The organism is Actinomadura sp. KC06 (genome assembly GCF_004348735.1).
Classification (GTDB): Bacteria; Actinomycetota; Actinomycetes; order Streptosporangiales; family Streptosporangiaceae; genus Spirillospora.
Genome location: NZ_SMKT01000354.1, coordinates 1 through 2621, shown reverse-complemented (window position 1 = coordinate 2621; position 2621 = coordinate 1). Strand labels below are relative to the sequence as shown.

The window sequence follows — 2621 nt, the reverse complement described above, 5'->3', positions numbered from 1 at the left end:
CGTGTGAGCGGTCACGAGGTCTCTCCGATGATCTCCAGGAAGGCGTCCTCCAGGCGGCGGCCGGAGCCGGTGATCTCCGTGACCGGGCCGGCGGCGACGCGCCGTCCGCCCGCCATGACGACCGCGTGCGTGCAGGTCTGCTCGACCTCGGCCAGCAGGTGGCTGGAGACGATGACCGTCCGTCCGGCCTCGGCGTACCGGACGAGCACGCCCCGCATCTCGCGGATCTGCGGCGGGTCGAGGCCGTTGGTCGGCTCGTCGAGGACGAGGAGGTCCGGTAGCCCGAGCATGGCCTGCGCGATGGCGAGGCGCTGCCGCATGCCCTGCGAGTACGTCCGGACGGGACGGTCCAGCGCGGAACCCAGGTCGGCTATCTGCAGCGCCTCGTCCAGGTGGGCTTCGTCCAGGGGACGACCGGTGGCGCGCCAGTAGAGGTCAAGGTTGTCGCGGCCGGAGAGGTGTGGGAGAAAACCAGGTCCCTCAACGAATGAACCCAGTCTCGACAGGACGGGAGCACCGGGATAGACGCGGTGACCGAATATGCGCATCTCGCCTGAGTCTGGATGGATGAGCCCCATCAACATGCGCAGGGTCGTCGTCTTTCCTGCGCCATTCGGGCCGAGCAGCCCTAGCACCTGACCCTTCTCCACCCGGAACGACAGGTCGGCGACGGCCAGATGGCCGTTCTTGTACGCCTTCGTCAGGCCCGTTATCTCCAGCGGGACGTCGCTGTCCTGCTCGGGGGCGGGACGACGCCGTCCGGACAAGACGATGAGGAGAGCGAGCGCGACGCCCGCGAGCGGGAGAGCCCAGACCCACGCGGGGACGGGCGTCGGCGCGGTCGCCAACGACGGGACGGTCGGGACCGTCAGCGGCGACACCGTCCGCACCTTGTAGGTCGAGGGCTCCGCCGGTGTCGCGAACCCCAGGTCGGTGGTCGCGATGACGAGCCGGAGCCGGTGGCCACGGTCGAAGCGGTGGTCCATCGCCGGGAGCGTGACGGTGACGTCGCGTCCGCCGGACACCCGGAACGGTGCGGCAAGCCGCCGCGCCAGCGTCGCCGTCCCGCCGCCGGGGGCGACGTCGTACAGTTTGGCGAACAGCGGGCCGTCTCCGTCCACCCGGAGCCGGACGCTGGCGGCTCCCGTCAGCTGGACCGGCTCCTCCAGCGGACGCGTGTCGAACACGGCGAACTGCCCTGGTCGCTCAGCGGGGAACCCACCGCCGAGCGAACCGAGTGCGCCTAGCGAGCCGGAAGCGCCGCCGGCGCCGAGCGACCCCAAGCCCGGCACCGCGGAGATGGACGCGGGCGACCCGCCCGGCGGGTTGTAGATCGTCTGCTCCCGGCCGCTCAGCGGCATCTGCACGGGATCACGGGAAAGGCCCGGATACGTCCGCGTCGTCGCCTCGTCCACGACGACCCTCCGCGTGGACGAGTCGATCCCGCCCGACCGCGTCACCGTGAACCCGCCGCTCGCGGACGCCCCCTTCAGCCGCGCGTCGAAGAAGTCGAGCACCAGGCCCTCGATCCGCTCGGTCTCCGGATCGCCGCCGTCGTGGCCGCCCTGGAACCAGACCACCGACACGGGCGCGCCGTTGCGGGCGATCGCGCGGGCGTTGGCGTCGGCGTGGTCGAGCGGGAAAAGCGAGTCGGCCTGTCCCTGGACGAGCAGCGTCGGCACCCTGATCCGGTCCGCGACGGAGGACGGGCTCGACCGGCGCAGCGTCTCGATAGCCGTGGCGGTGGGACGGCCCTTCTCCGCGACCTCCTGGTACATCTCGCACAGGGACGGCAGGAAGCGTCCGCATGCCGTCCGGCCCGCGCTGCCGGTGAAGAACAGGCCCGCCCACAGCTTCTTGAAGACGCCGTCCGAGGGGCCTGCGCCTGCGGAGTTCGGGAACAGCGCGTCCGCGAGGCTGTGCCAGGTGATCATTGGCGCGATGGCGTCCACCCGCCGGTCGTACGCGGCGGTCATCAGCGCGATCGCGCCGCCGTACGATCCGCCCGCCATGCCGAGGCGCGGGTCGCCGGGCCCGTCGAGCCGGACGCCGGGACGCCGCGCCAGCCAGTCGATGAGCTGCCGGGCGTCCTTGACCTCGTAGTCGGGGGAGTTGAGCGCGATCTCGCCGGTGGAGCGGCCGAACCCGCGCGCGGACCAGGTCAGCACCGCGTAGCCGGCGCGGGCGAGGCGGCGCGCCTCGTCCGCGACGTCCCGCTTGCTGCCGCCGAAGCCGTGACCCAGCATGATCGCCGGCACGTCGGCGCGTCCGGCCGGGCGGTAGAACGTGGTGTCGAGCGTGACGCGCTGGTCGTCGCGCGGGCCGTCGACCACGGCGATGCGCTGGTCGGAGGCCCGGACGCGGGACGCGCGGTCGCCCGTGACGCCGACACCCCAGGCGGCGCACCCGGCGGCGAGCGCGATCGCCGCCCCGGCCGCTGCCCAGCGTGCGGCGCGCCCCGTCCTGCCCCACCACGCGCGGAACGCGCCCCCGACCCTCATGTTCAGCACCCTATGCGCGTGCGACCCGCCCCTCCTCGTCCGACGTGCGGAGCCGCCCCGGCGCGTCCGCGCGCGGGGCGTGGCGGCCAGGGCGCGTCAGTGCGCGGGAGCGTGGGGGGT

1 protein-coding gene is annotated in these 2621 nt (G+C 73.1%); it reads right to left on the bottom strand.

Features of this window, described 5'->3' with window-relative positions; all coding sequences use genetic code 11:
• Positions 1-11: 11 nt before the first annotated feature.
• Positions 12-2501, bottom strand: coding sequence for an alpha/beta fold hydrolase (locus E1287_RS42905; protein ID WP_131971842.1), 2490 nt, complete (start codon positions 2499-2501; stop codon positions 12-14).
• Between the last annotated feature and the right edge of the window lie 120 nt (positions 2502-2621).

Excerpts from the sequence above, each read along its gene's own strand:
- E1287_RS42905 (WP_131971842.1), bottom strand. The coding sequence starts at position 2,501 with ATGAGGGTCGGGGGCGCGTTCCGCGCGTGGTGGGGCAGGACGGGGCGC.